The organism is Paenibacillus sp. J45TS6 (genome assembly GCF_018403285.1).
Taxonomy (GTDB): Bacteria; Bacillota; Bacilli; order Paenibacillales; family Paenibacillaceae; genus Paenibacillus.
Genome location: NZ_BOSJ01000015.1, coordinates 56,723 through 74,980, shown reverse-complemented (window position 1 = coordinate 74,980; position 18,258 = coordinate 56,723). Strand labels below are relative to the sequence as shown.

Genomic DNA, 18,258 nt, shown 5'->3' with positions numbered 1-18,258 from the left:
TGAATTAGAACGTTTATCTTTAATTTAAGATAAAAAGCTTGCATATTTATCAATTGAGTAGTAAAGTGATAGTAGAAACAATGACTTGAGGGGATGCCAATGGAGAAAAACACACTAGGTTCATTAATATGGTTACGTCTAGTGCGCTTTACTCACCAGAGCAATCAATTATCCAATGAATTTTTGAAGCAGTTTGATCTAACGACCGCTCAATTTGATGTTCTTATGCAAATATCGGTCTACCAACCACTGACTCAATCGGAACTCGCTGAGAAAGTAACCGTAACACAAGGCGGTATTTCTCGTATGTTAGCTAGGCTTGAGAGAGAGAAGTATATCGAGCGTCAGCAACACTGGAAGACGAAAACAATTCGTTTGACTGAAAAAGGGGAAGAAGCACTTACCCAAGCAATGACACACCAAATTAAATTTCAATCTTCCTTTTTTGATGAAGTACTAGATGAAGAAGAGAAGAAAACATTATATCGATTAATGACACGCGTTCATAAACATAGCCAAACGAAAAAATTGCCATAGCGGTAATTTTTTTAACTATCACTTGATTAGTCAATTAATAAAGGAGAGATTATTATGTATACCATTTCAGGCCATCATCATATTTCTATGCTCACGAAAGATGCGAAAGAAAATAATCAGTTTTATACAAAGGTATTAGGTTTACGCAGAGTGAAAAAGACCGTAAATCAAGATAACCCTAGTATGTATCATCTGTTTTACGGTGATGTAACAGGAAGCGCAGGAACAGAACTATCCTTTTTCGAAATGCCTCGTGTTGGGAGCACGATTCGTGGAACGAATAGCATTAGCCAGATTGGACTACTTGTCCCGTCCTATGAGAGTTTAGTTTTTTGGAAAAACAGATTCGAGGTACTTGATGTACAGCACGGAGAAATCACCCAATATGCGGGGAAAGATGCGCTGTATTTTGAGGATAACGAAGGTCTCCGAATGGTGCTGCTGAACAATGATGGATTAGAAACTCCTGAATACTGGTCAGCATGGAAAGATTCTGTGGTGCCTGTAGAGCATCGTATATTGGGGCTTGGTGCGATTGAATTAACCGTACGTTATGCAGATCGATTAGACAAAACCTTAAAGGAGCTCCTCGGTTATGTAGAGGCATCTCGTTCGGAGCATGAAGTAGTGTATCAATCCGTAGCCGGACAGTCCTTTGGAGAAATTGTAGTGAAACAGCAAGAAGGACCTATAGAAAAACCGGGAAAAGGCAGCATTCATCATATTGCGATCCGTGTGAAGGACGAGGAAGAATTGCGCTATTGGGATAAGGTTATTAACGAACAGGGATTCCGCACTTCAGGGATCGTAGACCGCTTCTACTTCCAAAGTTTATATTTCCGTGAATCGAATGGGATTTTATTCGAAATGGCGACAGATGGTCCTGGATTTACAGCAGATGCAAGTGTAGAGTCGCTTGGAGAAGGACTGGATCTTCCTCCTTTCTTAGAAGAGAGACGTGCCGAGATTGAAGCGAACTTGCAGCCAATCGATTGATTACGAAGGAGAGATATAGAGATGGAACAATACCGGATAGACACAAATAAAGGCATTGAATTTGGATTATATTCTATTGGTGAGCACTTAATTGATCCTATGACAGGGAAACGTATTCCTGCGCAGCAACGTATTCATGAATTGATTGAAGCGAGCCAATTGGCGGATGAAGCGGGACTGGATGTTTTTGCCGTAGGGGAAAGTCACCAGAACTATTTTACGACACAAGCACATACCGTAATTTTGGGAGCAATTGCACAAGCTACGAAACATATTAAAATAGCGAGTTCAGCAACGGTACTCAGTACCTCAGATCCTGTTCGTGTGTACGAAGATTTTGCAACGCTCGATCTAATATCAGGCGGTCGTGCTGAGATTGTTGCAGGGCGCGGATCAAGAGTGGGAGCGTATAGCTTACTTGGGTATGATGTTCAGGACTATGAAGAATTGTTTGAAGAGAAGATGGAACTGCTTATGAAACTGAACAAGGAAGAGTTCGTTACATGGGAAGGTCAGTTCAGAGCACCGCTGAAACATGCAGGGATCTTACCACAACCACTCCATGGTCAAATGCCGATATGGCGGGCAGTAGGCGGACCTCCAGCGAGTGCAATAAAAGCGGGACGTGCAGGAGTTCCGATGATGCTGACCACGCTTGGTGGACCTGCGATAAACTTCAAGCAATCTGTAGATGCCTACCGTATGGCTGCAGAGGAAAGTGGTTTTGATCCTGAAACCTTACCTGTAGCAACGACAAGCTTGTTCTATACTGCAAAGGATTCACAGGATGCCCTTCGTGATTATTACCCTTACCTTAATGCAGGGATGAGAGCACTGAAAGGGAGTGGCTATCCGAAGCAACAATTCACACAAGCAATAGATTACCGTGATGCACTAATGGTGGGCAGCCCAGAGCAAATCATTGAAAAAATGCTGTATCAACATGAATTATATAATCAACAACGTTTTATGGCTGAAATTGATTTTGGTGGAATGCCAATGGATAAAGTAATGAAAAACATTGAACTGATCGCAACCGTAATTATGCCGGCAGTTAAGAAATATACAGCAAAATGAGCAGGGAATAGAGATAGAACTTGCTAGATCGATCGTGGGTTTAAAAGTGAGAAGAGCCAAGTCTAAATAGACTTGGCTCTTCTTTGAATGGTACTGAGGTTGCGGTGTTATATTTTAATTAGGACTGTTCTCGGATCCAAACCTGCATCTCACCTGGTGTACGGTTGCCCCATAACGTGTATGGAACAGCCAGCAGCCGCTGGGCTTCCTGCTTCGGCGATGCAGTAGAGTAGAGAGTGTCTTTCTGTTCTGTATCTTCTTCTTGACGGATACCGTCTATTTCAAGGAATACAATTTCATCATTCCATATGCCGGTTACTTCGCGAATCTCAGCATCTGCCGGCAGACGAACGGATGTCAGTGGAGAGACGTTATCCATTTCTTCCAGACAATAAACGAGCGGACCGCGCTGAAGGGCTACACGGCCTGCGTTTGCTCTCACGTTTGAATGAGAATAGAGGCGCCGTGCTTGCATATCAAAATGAATGGACAACTGATCGCCTTGCTTCCATGTGCGTTTGAAGTAGGCATATCCATCTCGAATTTCAGCCGTAATTTCTTCTCCATTCACGCGGAAGGAGGTGTCCTGAGACCAGGATGGTACACGTACCGCTAGAGTGAATATTCCATCGCCTTCTACTTCTTGGACTTGTAAACTTGCTAGTCCTTTCCAAGGTAATTCACTTGTAAGCTCAATTGTCGCTTTACTAGAGCCGAGCGTGACCTGTGTTTCATTACCGATATATAGATGGGTATAAAGCGTATCCTCGCTTGCAGTAAAGATGTATGAGCCAAGGGAAGATAACAAACGGGCAACGTTAGGAGGACAGCAAGCACAGCCATACCATTTTTGGCGAACTGCTTTCACATGATGTTTGCCTGGATTTCCTTTGCTCGCTTCCGGCCATACTTCCATCGGATTTACATAGAAATAATGTTTTCCATCCTCAGCGATTCCGGCGGTTACCGTATTGTAGAGTGCGCGCTCCATCACATCTGCGTATTCACCTTTCATCTCTGCTTGAAGCATGCGTCTAGCAAAGAAAATAAGGCCAATGGATGCACAGGTTTCGGAGTAATTCGTATCATTAGGCAGGTCATAGTCAAAAGTAAAGGCTTCCCCGTGATGAGTTGAACCGATGCTGCCATTAACATACATTTGCTTATGGACAATGTTATTCCATAATCTTTTGCAAGCATTCAGGAGTTCCTGATCCCCTTTAAGGATGGCTAAATCCGCCATTGCCGTATACATGTAGACCGCACGTACCGCATGGCCTACGGCTACTTCTTGCTCCCGAACGGGTTTGTGCGCCTGCCAGTATTCGAGGCTAGGGAATTCTTTCTGTACAACATCTCCTGTCCAGAATGACTTCCGTCCCCGGCGTTCCCATTCTTCGTGGAAGAAACTTGGTTGTTGACCTCTTTCATCAATAAAGAAAGAGCTGAGATTCAAGTATTTTGTATCGCCAGTTACTTGGTACAGTTTAATGAGAGCAAGCTCAATCTCCTGATGACCATCATATCCTCGAATTTGACCGGGCTCTGGTCCATATGTAAGGCAGATGAAGTCAGCGAATTTCTTTGCTACATCCAAAAGTTTGGTTTTACCTGTACCTTCGTAATAGGCAACAGCCGCTTCAATTAAATGACCCGCCGTATAAAATTCATGACAGTCATGCAGATTGGTCAGTCGTTTATCCGGTGCAGCAACCATGAAATAGGTATTGATGTAACCGTCCTCATCTTGTGCAGCGGCAATCAGGTCAATGGCTTCATCCGCGATCTTGGCAAGGTCAGGGTCTGGGGAATTGGATAGGGAGAAGCCAACGGCTTCGAGCCATTTGTACAGGTCAGTATCCTGAAATACAAAACCATGGAACTCACCTTCCTCAAGTCCGGCAGCAATGCGGAAATTACGAATAGCTCTGCTTGGTTCAGCGTCAGGGATCGCATCATTGAGTGCATCCCATTGGTAAGGGATAACGGTATTTTTAACAAGTTCAACATAAGGAGTCCAATAGGAATCGTTAATGGCTATATTTTTTAGCGGTAAAGGCTGAGATTGAAACGCACTGGATACTTTATTCATGATCTCACTCTCCATTTCATGATCTTTTATTACATCATAGTGCAGAATGCTGCCCTTTGTCGGTAGAAGGTAAGGTATAATAGGTGTCAAAAACTGACCTCATAATGAGAGGGAAGGAGGAAATGAATTTGTTATCCCTTTATTTGCAGCAACCGTATACTTTTGTGATGGGCGGACGCTTCCTATCGGATGAATCTTGGTCTCATATGGACCGGACGATCGAAGATTATGAACTGATTATTGGCGTATCCGGGGTGATTTTTATCGAAGTAAATGGGTTAATGTATGAAGTGAAAGAAGGGGATGTTCTGCTGCTTGAACCTGGAGAAAGACACCGTGGGTACAAGCTTTCCCAGCCTGGAGTTTCATTTTACTGGTTTCATTTTTTATTACCTGAACAAGCACCCTCTGATGTAGCAGAATCATACGGACAAATTCCAAGGTATGCAAGATGCCCAAATCCAAACCGAGTACATATTTTAGCACGTCAGCTTCTGCATGCAGGGAGCGGCGGGTATCGAATAGGGAGAGCAGGAGACTATTTTCTGACCACTCTTCTCATTGAACTCGCAGAACAGCTTCAAGATGCAGATGAGTATTCGGCACTGAATCCGCAGCTCCCCGAACTTCTCGAATGGATTCGTCTGCATGCACAAAGTGAAGATATTTCAGTAGAGAAAATAGCAGATCAAATGGGATATAACAAAGATTATTTATCTCGTATGTTTAAGAAAAGGTTTGGTGTTGGCGTGCTGGGTTACATTCACCGATTAAAGCTCGATGCAGCCAAAGAAGCACTGACAGGTACAAACTTACATATTAAAGAAGTTGCCGCGCTCGTTGGTATAAAGGATGATAAACAGTTTGCCAAATGGTTCAAGCGCTTGGCCGGTGTGACGCCTACATCATACCGAAGGGAATTCCGTCTGACCAAACTGAATAAGGAGTAAGTGAATAAAGCTGCAATCATGAATAGAAACAAATGGACCCGTAATGTGTTAAAATGAATGAAAACCTAGAGTTATACACGGTATTGAAAGGGAAGATAAAGAATGTCATATACAGCTGAACAGGTAGCCGAATGGATGGTAGAGGAAATTCGTTTTAAGGGGAATTTATATCAAGAAGATGCCATTCGCTATGTACGGGAACATTTTGGAGAGGAATTCGTATTTGTTAATGAGAATGGAAATGCCTCACTAGAGAAAGAAGTGAAGAAAGCTTTCCGTAAACTTCATAAGGGACGAATCGCCTGGGATCGAGATGGATTTATGTGGGGCTGGACCTAAGAGAAATACAAACACGATCCGTGTAATGGGTCGTGTTTTTTACTTGCATCAATGAATAGAGGCGGTAGTAATCGCTCGGCAAGCTTTTCTTGAAATATAATCCTTATAAAGGTTTATCAACAGGTAATATCTATAAATATAGTGTATACTTTGGGTAGGTTTCATCGCGTCGTATGAAATAGAGGTGAACTATGATCAAGGACAAATCACGTTTCTTTCAAAATTTTGAAGAGGCTGCAAGTCATATTATTGATGTGTTGAAGTCTCTGATCCAAGCAGAGACTATTTTTATAGCTACGAATGATGGTGTAACGAATAAGATATTGAAAGCTTTTAACAGAGCAGAGATCCTCGTACAGGAAGGGGTTTCGCTTCCTTACAAGCAATCGTATTGCAGTTTGGTTGGCAGAGAACCGGTTGTTATCTCGAGTACTCTGGAGCATCCAATAACGAAGGAATTAGATATTACAGAGCAGATAGGGAATCACTCCTTTGTTGGAGTGCCGATTAGTTATAAGAGCGGAAGATTATTTGGAACGTTATGCGTGCTTGATAGCAGCTCAGCGGTAATTAAAGATGAGGATATTCAGACGCTATCTTCCATGGCGATGTTCTTGTCTTACATTATTGAACTGGAAAGAATTATCGATCTTGAAGTGAAGCGGAATGAAATGCTATATCGAGATAAGAAAGAATTTGAATTGAAAGTCCAGAAGTTACGTAATGAAGTACAAATGGCTGATCAGATGACACAACATAAATCAGAATTTCTGGCCATGATCACTCACGAACTTCGTAATTCAATAAATGGAACGATAGGCATGTCCGATCTACTAGAAACAACGGAGCTTTCGGAGCAGCAACAGGAGTATATGGATCTATTGAAGTCAAGCAACAATTCGCTGTTGTCACTTGTAAATAATATTTTAGACTATAGTAAGATTGAAGCTGGCAAAGCTGTACTGGAAGAAGATCCGTTTGATCTTGTTGCTACAGTAGAAGATTCCATTTATACAGTGGCTCCTAGGACATTAGGCAAGCCCGTTGAAGTTATTCTTGATGTAGCTCCAGACATCCCCACATATCTCCTCGGTGATGCTGAGAAAATAAGGCAGATTCTGCTTAATTTTCTGAGTAACGCAGTGAAATTTACGCATGAAGGTGAAATCCTTGTATGTCTGCGTCTTTTGAATTCTTCGGATGAGGATCAGGTGTATATTCAAATTACCATTCAGGATAGCGGCGTAGGTATAGCAGAAGAGAAAATATCTCAGTTGTTTCAGTATTATTACCAGGCTCATGAAAACGACCATATTCATCACTACGGTGGAACAGGGCTTGGTCTTGCTATCGCACAAAATTTAGTGAACATGATGGATGGATCTATTGAAGTAGAGAGTAAGGTTTCTGAGGGGACAAAAATCAGTATTATTCTTGGGTTTAAAGAATATGCCGGTTATGATAATCTACCATTCTCCTCATCTGTTCTGAAACAGATGAAGATCCTGATTATTGATGATAACGAAACAAGCAGGCAATCCCTGGGTAGACTCTTGAAAAGCTGGGGGATTGAACAGACAGAAGTAGCATCTACAGCGGAAGCGATGATCCACATCCAGTCGGGGTTAACTTATGATTTGCTATTAATGGATATCAGTATAGAAGAATCATCCGATATTAGAGCATACCTCGGTGAGGATGTGCCCATTGGACTTCTAGCCCCCATTGGAACGACATTGAATGCCGAGCAGAAGAAGAGGTATGAGTTCTTAACATTTAAACCTTTCCGAAGATTGCAACTATATAATGCGCTGATTGCCTTCCAAACAAAAAAATTAACAGCAAACATATAGATTAAATAGAGACATCAATGCTCTGAGTTTTCCGTAATGGAAGGCTCAGAGTTTTTTTGTATTACTAATAAATAATAGATTGACAGTAAATAATGACCTCTATACAATAATAAAGTCTGAAAATAAGTAGACCAGTCACTATATTTTATGAGAAATGGGGGAAAAGATTGAATTCAAAGAATGACTCCAGAGATAATATCCTTGCTGCAGCAACACGTCTTTTTCACTTGCAGGGTTATCATGCAACGGGTCTAAATCAGATTCTGAAAGAAAGTGGAGCACCGAAAGGTTCCTTGTACTATCATTTTCCGAATGGAAAGGAACAACTGGCTATAGAAGCTGTACATAGGATGGCTGAATTTGTAGAAGCGGATATCCTGAAAAGTCTGAATAAAGAAGTCAGTGCGGTAACCGGAATTCAGAATCATATTTTAAAAATGGTAGATTGCTTTAACGAGGTAGATACACTCGAAGGGATTCCCATCGGTATCGTTGCTGCTGAAACGTCGCTGATCAGTGAACCGTTGCGACTCGCTTGTCAGGCAGCTTTTGAAAAGTGGGAAGAAACATATCGCATATGTTTAATAAAAGAGGGATTTGAACTTGAGCATGCTACGAAGTTATCCATGCTCATTAACAGTATGATCGAAGGAGCCATTACGCGCTGTCTTACGAATAAAAATGGACAGCCGCTGCAGGTGGTCGCCGAATATTTACCCACTTTACTTAAAAAATAGAGCCGAAATCTCTCATGTATTGCAGACATATTATATAGACTGGTCTAAATATAGATAAATAGTGATAAGAGGAGTGTTTTTTTGAGTCAGCATACGATGTCATCTTTAGAAAAACCGGCAATTAGGCCGGTTCCCATTACCATTGCACTGATGATTGGTGCTTTTATTGGTTTACTTAGTGAAACAGCACTTAACATGGCATTTACCGAAATCATGAGTGATTATGGTATTGAAACCCACGCGGTTCAGTGGTTAACTACAGGCTATCTGCTTGTGCTCGGAATTCTTGTTCCTGTCTCTGCCCTATTACTGCAGTGGTTCTCTACAAGACAACTGTTTAGTGCATCATTACTATTCTCGATTCTGGGTACACTTGTGGCTGCTATGGCACCTAGTTTTGCCGTACTGCTCGTTGCTCGTGTAATTCAGGCCATCGGAACAGGACTATTGTTACCGCTGATGACTACGGTAATTCTTGTTATTTTCCCGGCACACAAACGCGGAACCGTAATGGGAACCATGGGTCTTGTTATTACGTTTGCTCCGGCTGTAGGTCCGACATTGTCTGGTCTTGTCGTTGATAAACTCAGCTGGCACTGGATCTTCTGGTTCTGTCTGCCGCTGCTTATTTTAACTTTCTTCTTTGGCTTGAAATTCATGCAAAATGTATCTACCATTACAAAACCGAAGATTGATATTCTATCTGTGTTGCTTTCAACCATTGGATTTGGCGGTATTGTATATGGATTCAGTAATGCAGGAGAAGGGGCAGGTTCATGGGGCGATTCACTCGTCATTGTTCCGCTGCTTCTGGGAGTCATCGGACTTACCTTGTTCGCAATAAGACAATTCCGTATGGAAAAACCTATGCTTAACCTGCGTGTATTTAAATTCAAGATGTTTACCTTTGGCGTTATCATTGTATTTATTTGTATGATGCTTATCTTGTCGGCTTCCATCTTGCTGCCACTGTACTTAAAAGGTGGACTATTGTTAGCTGCTTTCTCTGCCGGTCTAATGCTGCTGCCAGGGGGAATCGTGAATGGACTGATGTCACCCTTTACAGGCCGACTGTTTGACAAGTTTGGACCAAGAGTACTTGTATTCCCTGGATTCATCATTACTACGCTATTCACATTCTTGTTCACAAATGTAACAACCGACACTTCGACAATTGCTGTTATTCTGATGCATACCGGTCTCTTTATCGGGGTGGCGATGATTATGATGCCTGGTCAAACCAATGGTCTTAATCAATTGCCGAAAGAGTATTATCCAGATGGAGCCGCTGTAATGAATACGCTGCAGCAGATTGCAGGTGCGATCGGTACAGCAATTGCGATTAGTATTATGTCTGCGGGTCAGATGACATATATGGCTGATCATGCAGGTGATGTGAATGATCCGATCTTTATGTCAGGAGCTCTGACAGCAGGCGTACAAAATGCATTCATGTTCGCTTTTATTGCTTCTATTATTGGACTCATCGTCTCTTTGTTTGTACGAAGAGTGAAGGTGTAAATAAAGTTGAGAGAACCTGTTGGCTTACAAGCCAGCAGGTTTTTTTGTGCTTTAGTTAATGTAGAGGAGAACTAGTAAACTATTGACACTTACCGATTACAAGTGTAAACTTCAACCAAACACTATCGATTACAAATGTAATTATATAGAATGGAGACGGTGATAAATGAATGATGTTCCACGAATTTCAGAAGCGGAGTGGGAAGTGATGAAGGTCTTTTGGAAGCAATCACCTGCTACTGCAAGTGACGTGATGAATGAACTGCGTAATGATAAAGAGTGGAAGCCCGCTACAGTGAAATCACTGATTAATCGGCTGTTGAAGAAGAAGGCACTTGAATTTCATAAAGAAGGTAAAACGTATTTATACTCTCCGCTAGTAAGTGAGGAGGAGTGTGTAAAGGCCGAAAGCAAGTCGTTTTTACGGCGGTTATATGGCGGGGCACTGAAACCGATGTTTGTGCAATTCTTGAAAGATGAGAAATTAACAGAAGAAGAAATTAAGGAACTGAAATATTTATTGGATAAAAAATCAGGTGAGAAATGAGCATCGTTCATCTGCTTACGGAAGGGGTGCCTTCCTTCTTATTATGGCTTGGTAAGACGTCACTCATGGCTTCTGTGGTGGTCATTGTCATACTAGGGATAAAAACACTGCTACGGGACCGGCTCCCTGTAAAATGGCAATATGCTTTATGGTTGGTTCTGATTATGAGACTTATACTGCCATGGGCTCCAGAAAGTTCTTTTAGCTTATACAACCTATTTCCGAAAACAACAAACTCCTCCACAGAAACCATGTTTACAGATGTGGGTGATTACGAAATCACTTCTTCATCCTTGTTGACTGAAGATGAGGAGATGAACGGGAGAAACCATAGTACTGGAGACGTTGCTCCAGTGGAGGACATGGTAGGTGAGGATACGGTAGGCGTTGAAAATGCTGGAGTTCGGCAGCAGCAAGCTCTACTTTTGTCAGAAATTCCATGGCTATATGTGAGCGTTTTCCTGGTTTGGGTGTTGGGTGTTAGTATACTAGCGTTCCAACTATGGAAGATGAATCGAAAGTTTATTAGGGCTCACATTCAGAATGGCATTAAAGAGGATGCACATACGCTGCAGTACCTAAAGGAATGTAAGAAATCCATGGGTATCAAAAGAGCAGTTAAGCTGAAAGTTACAGATGCAGTAGAAGGACCTGCCTTGATTGGGGTTTTTCGGCCTCAAATATTACTTCCTGCATCTGTTGAAGAGGAGTTTTCAGAGAAAGAATTAAAGTACATTTTCCTTCATGAACTTGTGCATTACAAGCGTAAGGACATTCTAGTGAATTGGGTTATGTTATTTCTACTCGTAGTGCACTGGTTCAACCCCGTTCTCTGGTATGCCTATCGCAGAATGCGGGAAGATCAGGAGCTGTCATGTGATCACAAAGCGATTTCATATGTTAAGGGCAGCGAAGTGAAGGAGTATGGATACACGATCATTAAGTTACTGACAAAGAGGTCAAATATACCAAACTCGCATCTGCTTTTTACTGCTAATTTCTCATCAGACAAGCTGCAGATCAAAAGGAGAATCATGATGATAACCAAGTTTCGGAGAAAATCAATCTTATGGTCTGCCCTGGGATTAGTAGTCGTTGCGACTTTCATGTTAGTAGCTCTAACGAACGCGAAAGCAGATAGTAAATATGCCGGTTTAGAGAGAGAAATCATAGAGATGACGAAGCAAAATGCTTCTCTTTTAGATAACGTAGATTCATCCATTCGAGCTACAGCTGAGGAATCAATCCATGAGATGATGAGACATTTGGGAAAGCCGCTTCCTTTAATTAAAGTAGAGACGGTTTCAGAAACGAATCAAGTTTTCTTCGAATTCAAAGGAGACGGGACAGGTAGGAACTATATATGGGTGAATGAAGATACTGGAAATCTGGAAAGAGCCATTATGAGTCTCGATCTTCCCATAGAACGTCTTGAGCCGGGGTTGGTTGAAAGAGCTGAACATACCTTGCAAGAAAAAGGATATGAAAGTGTTGCGGAGTTCGATATCCCAGTGCATCGTCATATAAAATACGACATTAAAGGTTTGGAACACTATACAGGAGGGGAGACATTAGGAATACAAACTGTTTTAAAACAGGGTAAATCCACTGAAGTTATTTTTACGAATGGTGAGGTCTATCGGATTTCATTTAAACTGCCTGTTAACAAGGTTTCAGACGCAAAGATAGAAGCGGCTAGGCAAGCATTATCTTTATTAAATGAAGATGTACTTCAGACCGATGTAACAGATGTTTTCTTTTCCTATGACAACTTTGGTGCAAATCAGAGTCTAATGTTGAGGTTCGGTGAAGCAGGAGATGTATTCATGCATCCAGATCGGAATGAAATTCAGGGAATCCGGGATGGTTCCATACCTGTTACAGGAACGGTAGGATACTCTAAGCCAAGACTTAGTTACGGTGATGAACAGTTTCGAAGAGAGTTCTCCTACCTTGCTGAACAATTATTTCATATAGACTTGAAGGGATACGATTTAAGCAGAGTAACAAAGTCTCCCGGTTCTTTCACGTTTGAGAAGAGTGGGGAGCGTACTGTTCATATGACTATTAACCCCTATGGTGAGATTATTGGTGTGAGCAGAGATGAAGGCTGAGTAAATTCATTTAAAGGGATGTTCTACATTTTTCGTCATGTCTGGAGAATAAGTGATTCGTATGAGCAATAGACTGAAAGAAGTGATGCCGAATGTATCGGATGAATTCTTGATTCGGAGTTAATCATTTCTGGAGGGATAAATAATGGCGGTGTCTTATATGGATTTTACATCTCCGGGTGTACAGTATTTTTACGATTTGAGAAATAACAGAAGCTTCACCAAGGACAGAGGTAACTATATCAATGCACTTGGTGTTAAGCAGCTGAATACACTCGGTGACAATTCTTTGCTCGATATTTATTTGACGCGTGGCAATATTGTGGAACCTCATATTCATCAGAATGCTTCAGAGCTTGTATACTGTATTTCCGGTGCAGCCGTGATTTCCATAATTAATCCTTTCACAAAAGAAGTCATTCAAGTGCCGGTCTCTCCAGGTCAGGTCGGAAACGTGCCGCAAGGATGGTTCCACTGGGAGATGGCGACTGAAGATAACACTCACTTGCTGGCTATCTTTGATGCACCAACACCGGAATTCATTGCTGTATCGGATTTCTTACGACTCGCGCCACCGGAAGCCGTTGCACATACGTATTGCTTGGATGAAGCTACGTATAAAGCTGCCATTGCTCCAATTAGTGATACGGTTGTAATTGGTCCTCCTGCAAATTGTACAAAGTATCACCAGCCCCAGCCTAAGCCTCAGCTGTATGCCCAAAGTAACGGTACAGTTTATCCCAATTATGGTCAAAGGCAAGGAAATTACCCGCAGCAGGGAAACACACCGATACCTCATGGATATACGAATCATGGGCCAAACTACGGTGGACCTAGCCCTTATAGGCATCCTCAAGGTAATAAGGATGGAATCTGACCGTGTCCCCCGGACGCGGTTTTTTACGTAGTCGCAAGTTAGAAATGGGCTCCCGCTTTTGTATATCTTGCCTCAGATGACTCAAGTTAAGTTACTGGGCAGGTTATGCATGTATATAGAGGCACAGCATGGGCTCTTAAGTTCACAGTAATAAACGATTTAGAAATATTCTTTCTCTTTAGAAGCAAACTGGATTCGGATACAATTAGTCCAGAACTAGAAGCATGGAATCATACATAGAGAAGGGAATGAAGAAAGAGATCATGGAAGAGAACTTTATACCCAAAGTGTTACAAGGAAAGAAAGTATATCTTAAACCCTTAAATGCAAGCGATGCGAAAGCATATTATAAGCAGCTTTTTAATGTAGAAACAAGAAGACTGACCGGCACGAAGGCGATTTTTAATTATGAGCAGATCGTAGAGTATATAGATAGAAAGCGGGGAGATGATTCTTCCGTAATTTTGCTGATTGCCTTGCAGGAAACAGATGAACTCATCGGAGATATTGTACTGCAAGACCTGGACTATACAAACCGGAGTGCAAACCTGAGAGTTGCAATTGATCAATCAGAACATCAAGGGCAAGGCTATGGAACTGAAGCACTGCGTCTTATGCTGGATTATGGGTTTGGTATATTACAGCTTCACCGGATCGAGCTGAATGTGTATGATTTTAATGAACGGGCTGTGCATGTCTATGAGAAGGTGGGTTTTAAGGTAGAAGGGCGCCAGCGTGATGCTTTGTTCTACAATCATAAATATCATGATGCGATTCTCATGAGCATGCTCGAAGGTGAGTACCGGGAGAAATATCGGAATGTAAAATGAAAAAACGGCACGAGTTGATAAGCCTTTACGCTGATCAATCGTGCCGTTTTCTATATGCGATTAAGTTTAAGCTGAAACAGCAGTCTGTGCCGAACGACTTGAATCCTGCTGTTGATTATGATGATTCTTATTTGCTTGATTTCTTTTCCATAGGAATACAATGACGATGATTGCGGAAAAGAGAAGGAAGAAAGTAGGAACGATTAGTAACGCCTTTCCAAGACCAGCTTCCATATTACCGCCGTAATAGAGCAATGAACGCATGCCATCAAGCATGTAGCGAATAGGCATCATATTGCCAACGATCCGATGGAAATCGGGAAGGTTTGTAACCGGAATCGCTCCGCCGCTAGCAAAGATTCCTAAAATATTGACAGGAAATGCTGCCAACATGGCCCATTTTCCAAATAACATTCCGATCATTTTGAACATAGCAAACATCGTCATCGTGCATAGCAGAGTAAATAAGAAAACTTGAATGATGCCTGACGAGTGGAAGCTTCCATAGAGTCCAAACACCGCTAATGGAATTACGGCTGCAACAGCGATCATTAAGATAGCACTGAGCAGAATCTCCGTTGCAAACACCTTTGAATAGGTGAGAGGAACGCCATGGCTCTTCAGATTATCGCTAATACCACCTATATACCCATGAATCATCTGTGTTCCCATAAGCCCGGTAATGGATGCGATTAAGACAATCATAAACGGGGTCATTCCTTTATTGGTATCTGAAGGAAGCCCGAGCACGCTTGTCACCCTGTATTCGATAGGGTGGTCAAGCTGAGATGCGGCCATGGGAGATAGAAGTGCTTGTTGTTTTGTCATATCTGCTTTTATTCCGCTGCTAACCATATCAGAAATCGATGAGGCTAGGGTTTGCAATACACTTGTTGAGATGCTTGAAGCCATCTGTGAAGCTCCATCATTTAATAATATTTCAACGGGTACGGCGGTAATATTAGCTTCTCCAGATAAGAACGATTGCTGTAAGGCAGAAGTCTGTTCACTAAAATTAGCGGGAATAACCAAAGCTCCGTTTGCTTTGTTTTCTTTTATCGCCTGTATAGCGGTTTCTTTTGAACTTTCAATCTGCCACTCAAATGAGTGTCCATTCTGCTGTTTCACAAGGTTAGAGATGATCGCTTTACCTTCCGGCGAGTCTGCAAACCCCGAGTCCTCGCTCACCAGAATGAGCGGAAAATCGTGCATTCGCTGATCGGCACCGCTAAATACGGGCAAGTAAATCAGGATCATGCTCAGCATTAACACGGCTACAGACCAGACCGGAAACCACGCGAATTTAATTTTTAATAAGTTCTTCAATTGATGTAAGCTCCTTTAATTACTTCAGTTTACGATTTAGTAAACGAATACTTAGGTATACCATTTCTTTATCCTCTTCATCCAAATGCTCAAATTGTTCCTTGACTGACTGATCCATTTCAGGAATATAAAGGACGTCATTGCCTTTATCGGTAAGCGTAATTCGGTGACTTCGTCGATCCTCTGGATTATCTAGGCGAGTGACATAACCTCTTTGTTCAAGTGAGTCTACCAAATAAGTGATCGAAGCCGCTTTGATTTCTAGATACTGGGCCAAATGTACAGATAGACAAGGTCCTTCTCGTTGAACTTTTGTTAAAATTGCAAATTGATTCAATGTTAAATCATATTTTCGCAGATGATCTACGAAAGCCTTGATCCGGTAATTCGTCAATTTTTGTTCCAACTGATTATAAGTGTCCATTAGCATGTCTAGAGAAATTTGATGATCCAAAAGTATTGCTCCTATTCGTAAAAATAGTATTAGTGAAGAAGTATTATACTTAGAATGTCCTAAATAGTAAACTGTATAATCGACAATTTAGTTAAAAAAATCGAAATTAATGAAATTAAATATCTTTTTTGTGAACATTATCATTGTTATTAGAGATGAAGTAGTGAGGGGGATACACCCATATAATGGTTAGGCGTAACTAATAATATGAGGTAATATAAAGGGAAATATCCTAATATTTATCGCAATCATTAATATTTATCGTTTAGGATATAGACGGAAGTGAATGGTGGTGAGCTCTTGGGAAAAACAGTTTCAATATGGACCATCACAGGGTCCATATTTCTGATCATCTTGTTTGCCGTACTTATTGGGAGAGAATACGATAAACAGGAGCAGCAACAAATAAACGGCAAGGCTTTTACGTACTCCTATGGCCTCACTGCATCTTCATTACGTGCGTCAACCTATTATACGGACACTGTCTTAAACAGAGCAGGGGCATTAAATCGGGATAGCGCAAGAGAGTTATTTTTAGGGTACACTCGTTTAATCAGAGCGGCAGAAGAGATCAGACAACTCCGTAGTAATCATTTTGAAGTAGAAGAACTGAGTACGGAAGCTTTAGAGAACAAGCTTAAGGAGCTCGGAGTAGAACTTTTGTCACATTCCTCGAAAATACTTGAAGGGACAGGTGACCGTAGGGAATTAAAGAAAACGCGTATGGTTATTCACGAACTGCAGGAGCAAATTCCTGACCTGCCGAGTGATACAAATTATAAAGATTTTCCAGAAGAGCAGAAAAAGGAACTTATTCATCTTCTGAATCGCATTTCGGCACAACTGGAGAAAGGGCGGGGTGGTACCTAAGTGAGAAGCTTCTTAACAAAATACATAAAAGGAATAGCCATTATAACGTTAACCTGTGCTCTGGTAGCAGGGGGATGGTACGTATTTTTACTGGTGGATGGAAAGTCTCTCATCTCGGATGGGATGAAGGAAAAACAAGTGTACGATCAGTTTCGTACAGAGCTTGCACGTACGAATGAGCTGCTGAGGGAATTCAATGAGAGCGAGCAAACGAAGGCGGATGTCCCTGTACTGCTGCAAGCGAACGATCACTTTAAACAAGCGGAAGTTCATTTGAATCAATTCTATTCTTATTTTTCATATCGACTCACGGACCTTCAAGTCCTGTATGAAATACAGTACAAAGAAGAGCTACATGTATTCACTATACCTATCGATTATATAATGGGAAGAGGCAGAGAGAGTGATATTCTGTACCTTATGGAGTATTCAAGTTTATTACTAGATGTATTCCCCTTAGAGTATACGAAGAATAATCGAACTGATTTCTTTATCCAATTTAATGATGTAAATGATCAAGTAAATAAGCACGATTTTAAAAACGAATATATTTGGTCGTAAAAATAAATTGAAAGGAATCTCTGTAAAACGGGTTAACCGTTTACTCCAGAGGTTCCTTTTCTTTTTGGGAGAGGTCATAGATCACATCAGCGATGGAGACACTCGCAAGCTGATCTTCCATTGCTTTTTGAGCAGAAATAAAGATAGGGGAGATCGCATTTTGAATATTACGCCCTACAACGCAGGCAGGATTCGGAGAATCATGTACAGAAAATAGAGCATCTTCTTCCACCGCATTTACCGCCCGGTACACGTCGAGTAGAGTGATGTCTGCTGCCTCTTTTTTGAGCTTCGCCCCTGCAACGCCCGGTTTCACATCAACAAGCCCTGCTTTACTCAGCATGCCTGTAATTCGGCGAATGACCACGGGATTGGTGCCCACGCTGCCCGCGAGAAAGTCTGAGGTGTTGACGGTATCTTTGTTAATCTCAAGCAGTGACAAAATATGAATGCCAACAGCAAATCGGCTAGTAACCATCTTTACGTTAACTCCTTTATTCTTCTGCTCATAGCAGAGTGATTCTTCTATTAAATACGTACATACGTCTTTAATAGTGTAATCTATTGTACCCTGAGT

Annotated in this window: 18 protein-coding genes; 14 read left to right on the top strand and 4 right to left on the bottom strand. The window is 41.6% G+C overall.

The annotated features are described in order from the left end of the window. Positions 1 to 99 precede the first annotated feature (99 nt). From KJS58_RS19150 to KJS58_RS19140, 3 genes are read left to right on the top strand one after another with little or no spacing between them, the layout of a single operon-like run. Positions 100 to 537: a MarR family winged helix-turn-helix transcriptional regulator gene (locus tag KJS58_RS19150; RefSeq protein ID WP_213534919.1), complete on the top strand. Its 438-nt coding sequence runs from the start codon at positions 100 to 102 to the stop codon at positions 535 to 537. Between the two features lie 54 nt (positions 538 to 591). Beyond that, complete coding sequence (locus KJS58_RS19145; RefSeq protein WP_213534917.1) at positions 592 to 1,533, top strand: ring-cleaving dioxygenase; 942 nt, start codon at positions 592 to 594, stop codon at positions 1,531 to 1,533. A gap of 21 nt (positions 1,534 to 1,554) precedes the next feature. Beyond that, positions 1,555 to 2,610, top strand: a complete 1,056-nt coding sequence (locus tag KJS58_RS19140; RefSeq protein ID WP_213534915.1) for an LLM class flavin-dependent oxidoreductase — start codon at positions 1,555 to 1,557, stop codon at positions 2,608 to 2,610. 118 nt (positions 2,611 to 2,728) lie between these two features. On the opposite strand, the gene KJS58_RS19135 is transcribed toward KJS58_RS19140, so the two are convergent. Then, positions 2,729 to 4,702, bottom strand: a complete 1,974-nt coding sequence (locus KJS58_RS19135; protein ID WP_213534993.1) for a glycoside hydrolase family 127 protein — start codon at positions 4,700 to 4,702, stop codon at positions 2,729 to 2,731. Between the two features lie 122 nt (positions 4,703 to 4,824). Here KJS58_RS19135 and KJS58_RS19130 point away from each other — a divergent pair, with 122 nt between their 5' ends. The 9 genes from KJS58_RS19130 (at position 4,825) to KJS58_RS19090 (ending at position 14,470) form a co-directional block, all read left to right on the top strand. Then, positions 4,825 to 5,652, top strand: a complete 828-nt coding sequence (locus KJS58_RS19130; protein WP_213534913.1) for a helix-turn-helix domain-containing protein — start codon at positions 4,825 to 4,827, stop codon at positions 5,650 to 5,652. 102 nt (positions 5,653 to 5,754) lie between these two features. Continuing rightward, positions 5,755 to 5,991: a DUF6953 family protein gene (locus KJS58_RS19125; protein ID WP_160035186.1), complete on the top strand. Its 237-nt coding sequence runs from the start codon at positions 5,755 to 5,757 to the stop codon at positions 5,989 to 5,991. Positions 5,992 to 6,182: 191 nt separating this feature from the next. Continuing rightward, positions 6,183 to 7,844: a hybrid sensor histidine kinase/response regulator gene (locus KJS58_RS19120; RefSeq protein ID WP_213534911.1), complete on the top strand. Its 1,662-nt coding sequence runs from the start codon at positions 6,183 to 6,185 to the stop codon at positions 7,842 to 7,844. Positions 7,845 to 8,011: 167 nt separating this feature from the next. Further along, positions 8,012 to 8,581, top strand: coding sequence for a TetR/AcrR family transcriptional regulator (locus KJS58_RS19115; RefSeq protein WP_213534909.1), 570 nt, complete (start codon positions 8,012 to 8,014; stop codon positions 8,579 to 8,581). A gap of 96 nt (positions 8,582 to 8,677) precedes the next feature. Further along, positions 8,678 to 10,102, top strand: a complete 1,425-nt coding sequence (locus KJS58_RS19110) for a DHA2 family efflux MFS transporter permease subunit (protein ID WP_213534991.1) — start codon at positions 8,678 to 8,680, stop codon at positions 10,100 to 10,102. Positions 10,103 to 10,268: 166 nt separating this feature from the next. Continuing rightward, complete coding sequence (locus KJS58_RS19105; protein WP_213534907.1) at positions 10,269 to 10,649, top strand: BlaI/MecI/CopY family transcriptional regulator; 381 nt, start codon at positions 10,269 to 10,271, stop codon at positions 10,647 to 10,649. Further along, on the top strand, positions 10,646 to 12,763 hold the full coding sequence (locus tag KJS58_RS19100) for a M56 family metallopeptidase (RefSeq protein WP_213534905.1): 2,118 nt from the start codon (positions 10,646 to 10,648) through the stop codon (positions 12,761 to 12,763). Before KJS58_RS19105 ends, KJS58_RS19100 begins: the two co-directional genes overlap by 4 nt. A gap of 145 nt (positions 12,764 to 12,908) precedes the next feature. After that, entirely contained in the window at positions 12,909 to 13,640 is a 732-nt protein-coding gene (locus KJS58_RS19095; RefSeq protein WP_213534903.1) for a cupin domain-containing protein, read from the top strand. Between the two features lie 263 nt (positions 13,641 to 13,903). Continuing rightward, positions 13,904 to 14,470 (top strand): GNAT family N-acetyltransferase, encoded by a 567-nt coding sequence (locus tag KJS58_RS19090; protein ID WP_213534989.1) that lies wholly within the window; start codon positions 13,904 to 13,906, stop codon positions 14,468 to 14,470. A gap of 66 nt (positions 14,471 to 14,536) precedes the next feature. Here the strand turns inward: KJS58_RS19090 and KJS58_RS19085 are convergent, their stop codons facing one another. Both KJS58_RS19085 and KJS58_RS19080 read right to left on the bottom strand, forming a co-directional pair. Then, a complete protein-coding gene (locus tag KJS58_RS19085; RefSeq protein WP_213534894.1) occupies positions 14,537 to 15,796 on the bottom strand; it encodes an ABC transporter permease in 1,260 nt (419 codons plus the stop codon). A gap of 19 nt (positions 15,797 to 15,815) precedes the next feature. Beyond that, the gene (locus tag KJS58_RS19080) at positions 15,816 to 16,250 is read right to left on the bottom strand and encodes a MarR family winged helix-turn-helix transcriptional regulator (protein ID WP_213534893.1); all 435 of its coding nucleotides are present in this window, start codon (positions 16,248 to 16,250) and stop codon (positions 15,816 to 15,818) included. A gap of 300 nt (positions 16,251 to 16,550) precedes the next feature. On the opposite strand from KJS58_RS19080, the gene KJS58_RS19075 reads away from it, so the two are divergent. Beyond that, entirely contained in the window at positions 16,551 to 17,120 is a 570-nt protein-coding gene (locus KJS58_RS19075; protein ID WP_213534891.1) for a hypothetical protein, read from the top strand. Continuing rightward, positions 17,121 to 17,681: a hypothetical protein gene (locus KJS58_RS19070; protein ID WP_213534889.1), complete on the top strand. Its 561-nt coding sequence runs from the start codon at positions 17,121 to 17,123 to the stop codon at positions 17,679 to 17,681. It abuts the gene before it with no gap. A gap of 40 nt (positions 17,682 to 17,721) precedes the next feature. On the opposite strand, the gene KJS58_RS19065 is transcribed toward KJS58_RS19070, so the two are convergent. Further along, entirely contained in the window at positions 17,722 to 18,159 is a 438-nt protein-coding gene (locus tag KJS58_RS19065; protein WP_213534887.1) for an Rrf2 family transcriptional regulator, read from the bottom strand. Positions 18,160 to 18,258 lie beyond the last annotated feature (99 nt).